Genomic DNA, 3,324 nt, shown 5'->3' with positions numbered 1-3,324 from the left:
CACCACACGGCCGCCGGCGCTGGCCGCCAGGCGCTCCGTGCGCTGCCGCAGCCGGCCGGGATCGGCGTGCAGGGCCGCCGCCACCGGCGTCTGTTCTCCGGTGAGCGTCGCCTCCACCGCGGCCAGCGTCAGTTTGTCTGCCCGCATCGCCCGCGCGAGCGGATGGCGCGCCAGCCGGGTGATGACCGCGGCCCGGCCCAAAAGCAGTCCCGCCTGGGGGCCGCCGAAAAGCTTGTCACCGCTGGCGATGACGACGTCGGCGCCGGCGGCGAGCGCACCGGAGATGTCCGGTTCCCGGGGCAGCACCGGGTCTGGTTGGAGCAGGCCGCTGCCCAGATCCACGACCAGCGGGATCCGGTGTTCCTCGGCCAGGGAGCGGAGCCGGCCGATGCCGACGTCCGCGGTGAACCCGCTGACCCGGAAATTGCTCGGGTGCACCTTGAGCAGGCAGCCGGTCTGCGCGGTGATCGCCGAGGCGTAGTCCTCCAGGTGCGTCCGGTTGGTGGTGCCCACCTCGCGCAGCCGGGCACCGGTCGATTCAATCAGCTCGGGAAGCCTGAAGCCGGCCCCGATCTCGACGAGCTCGCCGCGACTGATGACCACTTCGCGGGACCCGGCCAGGGCGGTAGTGGCCAGCACCAGGGCCGCGGCGCCGTTGTTGACCACCAGCGCTTCCTCGGCGGCCGGGCAGGCGTCCAGCAAAGCCTGCCGCGCACCGGCCCCGCGCCGGGACCGTCCGCCGGTGGGCAGATCCATCTCGACGTCGACATAGCCGGCCGCCGACAGCACCGCCTGGCGTGCGGACGCGGAGAGCGGAGCGCGTCCCAGATTGGTGTGGACGATGACGCCGGTGGCGTTCAGCACCGGCCGCAACGAGCTGGCCGTGCGGGAAGCCACCGCGGTCAGAACCGTCGCCTCGACGTCTTCCGGGGCAAGGTCGCCGCGACGCGCCTGGTCCTGCACGTCCCGGACGGTGGAACGGATGACGTCGTCGCCGAGGCGCACGCGTGCGTGGAGAAGTTCCGGGTGGGCGAGCAGCTGGTCGGTGCGCGGAATGTGCCGGCGCGGGTCGTTCTGGCCCACGGCCCTCCTTCCGGGTCACCTTCAGCTGTGCAGCTGGCGGAAGCGGACGGGAATCGAACCCGCCAGGCCGAGGTACTCGGCCTCACCGGTTTTGAAGACCGGGGGGCCCACCAGGACCCGGACGCCTCCACGAGCATGGTAACACCGGCCCGCCGCTCCTATGCTGTGACCATGAACGGGATCACCGGCGTCGCAGAAGAGTCCGCAGCAGCAGTCCGGCTCACGGGATACGCACACGGCGGAGGGTGCGCCTGCAAGATTCCGCCCGGCGAGCTCGAGGACGTGGTCCGCGGCCTGACCGGCCAAACCAACCCCGACGTCCTGGTGGGGCTCGACGACGGCGACGACGCCTCCGCCGTTCGGGTCGGCGGGGACCTCGCGGTGCTCTCGACGGCAGACTTCTTCCCTCCCGTGGTCGACGACGCGTATGACTGGGGCCGGATCGCGGCGGCGAACGCCCTCTCGGACATCTATGCCATGGGCGGCCGCCCGGTCAGCGCGATCAACCTGGTCGGCTGGCCCCGGGACGTCCTGCCGATGGAACTGCTGACCGAAGTGCTGCGGGGCGGGCTCGCCGTGGCGTCCGGGGCGGGCTGTCCGGTGACGGGCGGGCACTCGGTGGACGACCCGGAACCGAAGTACGGGATGGCGGTGACCGGCATCGCCGACCCCGGCAAGCTGATGCGCAACGACGCGGCCCGGCCCGGTCTGCCCCTCACGCTCACCAAGCCGATCGGCCTCGGTCTGCTCAACAACCGGCACAAGAGGACCGGGGAGGTCTTCGACGAGGCGGTGGCGGTGATGACGCAGCTGAACCGGGAGGCCGCGGACGCGGCGGTGCGCGGCGGCGTCCGCGCGGCGACCGACGTCACCGGGTTCGGCCTCCTCGGGCACCTCTACAAGATGTGCCGCGCCTCCGGCGTGGGTGCGGTCGTCGACCGGAAGGCCGTGCCGCTCGTGGCCGGCGCGCGGGAGGCGCTGCGGGACGGCTACATCTCCGGCGGCACCCGGCGCAACCTCGAATGGGTCCGCCCGCACCTGCGGCCGGGGGCAGGCATCACGGAGGATGACCTGCTGCTGCTGGCCGACGCGCAGACTTCCGGCGGATTGCTCGTGGTCGGGGAACTGCCCGGGCACCCGGTGGTGGGGCAGACCGTTCCGGGACCCGGGATCGAGGTGCGCTAGACCCGCGGCCGGCCGGCTTAGCCGGCGGTCGTGATCGAATCGTGGACGGTGCCCGCGCGTCGTCGGGCCGCGAGCCGGTTCTTCTGCGGCTCGATCGTGTAGCGGGGATCCTCCGCCGAGCGGATGCCGGCGCGCAGAATGCCGAACCGCGTCAGCGCCGAGGCGGCCAGCAGCGCCGTGCCGCAGGCCGCGGCCGCCGGCCTGTGCCTGCCGACGGCGAGCACCCCCACGCCGGCGGCGACGGCCAGCCGCTCGCTCCACTTGAGCATTTGCCCGGGGGCACCCTCGTGGAGGGGTTCTGCGGCCACCGGGTCCATGCCGCGTTCCAGTGCCCGGGTGGCGATGACCTCACCGGCGACGCCCAGGACCGCGAGCGCCCGGGCGGGCCCGGCTTCGCGGACCGGGGTCGTGATCATGGCAAGACCGGCCGCGGCGAGGCTGGCAGAACTGACGAAAACGAAGGGCAGGTTGTCACGCCCGGCATTCCAGGTCGGGTTCGCCGTGTCCGACAAGAGAACCGCGGTGTAGGCGGAGAGCGGTGCCGCGAACACCGCGGCCCCTACGCCCGCCGGGCCCTCGAGCAGGCGCAGCACCGGGCGCAGCGGCCCCAGCGGCAGCCGGGAGCCGGTCAGGCGGTCGATTTCGGACGCCGCGGAAATCCCGGCACCGGCGCTGAAGGCGGCGAGGATCCAGGAGCCCAGGCTCATGGGCGAGGTGGGCTTGATGGTGCGCAGCATGTTGAGGAACCGCTCGGGCCGGCCCAGGTCTTCGATCAGCGCCACGGCACCGAACCCGACTGCCGTGAGGGCGGACAGGCGGCTGTTGCGGCACAGCGCACGCCGGCCCGTCAATTGCCCGCCGAGTCCGAGCAGCGCCGAGCCGCCGGCCACGCCGCCCAGGAAGAGGTAGAGGGCTATCGGGTCTCCCCACGGCGGCGGCTTGACCACCGGCCGGCCGTAGTAGGAGGCGAACCGTGCCTCCGGCACCACCGGCATTTCGCCCGAGCCGTCTCCGGTCCCGGCGCGGCGCCGCTTGCCGCCGCGCCGGGAGCGGCGC

At 73.1% G+C, this 3,324-nt stretch carries 3 protein-coding genes and 1 tRNA gene; 1 reads left to right on the top strand and 3 read right to left on the bottom strand.

What is annotated here, in order from left to right; genetic code table 11:
- Together selA and AC5RUH_RS16525 are read right to left on the bottom strand one after the other, a co-directional pair.
- Positions 1–1,083: L-seryl-tRNA(Sec) selenium transferase (selA, locus tag AC5RUH_RS16530; RefSeq protein WP_494129133.1), on the bottom strand; the 1,083-nt coding region annotated here is incomplete at its 3' end.
- A 34-nt stretch (positions 1,084–1,117) separates the two neighbouring features.
- Positions 1,118–1,212 (bottom strand) — tRNA-Sec (locus AC5RUH_RS16525).
- A gap of 42 nt (positions 1,213–1,254) precedes the next feature.
- On the opposite strand from AC5RUH_RS16525, the gene selD reads away from it, so the two are divergent.
- The gene (gene selD / locus AC5RUH_RS16520) at positions 1,255–2,268 is read left to right on the top strand and encodes a selenide, water dikinase SelD (protein ID WP_494129132.1); all 1,014 of its coding nucleotides are present in this window, start codon (positions 1,255–1,257) and stop codon (positions 2,266–2,268) included.
- Positions 2,269–2,285: 17 nt separating this feature from the next.
- Here selD and nrfD read toward each other — a convergent pair.
- Positions 2,286–3,324: NrfD/PsrC family molybdoenzyme membrane anchor subunit (nrfD, locus tag AC5RUH_RS16515; RefSeq protein ID WP_494129131.1), on the bottom strand; the 1,039-nt coding region annotated here is incomplete at its 5' end.

It is taken from the genome of Arthrobacter sp. Y3223166 (assembly GCF_059090935.1).
Note: the sequence above shows the minus strand (reverse complement) of the source record. Positions and strands in the feature narration are given on the sequence as shown.